The sequence below is a fragment of the Dellaglioa sp. CoH-57-MRSF-16 genome (assembly GCF_056782055.1).
The window spans coordinates 1-382 of record NZ_JBXAXZ010000088.1; the positions used below are offsets into that span (position 1 = coordinate 1).

Genomic DNA, 382 nt, shown 5'->3' on the forward strand with positions numbered 1-382 from the left:
TCGGACTACCGATGGATGGACGTGGTTCGTGTGTCGGCACTCACCGCTAGCCCGTGGACGCAGGCTCAGATTCAGGACTTTCTGAACTACTGTCAGAAAGTCACGATGTACAGCACGTACTTCATATGGCAGGACCCGATCGCAATTGCCCGCAATGTGGCGCTTGACGTATATGCATTCAACAGCGCCAACTTGCTACAAGTTCAGCAGAGTGTAGAGCAGGCTATCCAGACATTGTTCTCGAAGCGTCCGGGGCTGCTGATGACCAACTTCTATATATCGGACTTGGTTAATGCGGCCATGAAGTCGAATCCGAACATTTCGTACGTGATTCCTCGTTCACCGACCGGGGCCATGATTGTTGGGGCACCTCCATCGCCTG

At 53.1% G+C, this 382-nt stretch carries 1 protein-coding gene; it reads left to right on the plus strand.

Translation table 11 applies throughout. The annotated features are described in order from the left end of the window. Positions 1–15: 15 nt before the first annotated feature. Positions 16–382: hypothetical protein (locus AC1RPH_RS07975; RefSeq protein ID WP_481762053.1), on the plus strand; the 367-nt coding region annotated here is incomplete at its 3' end.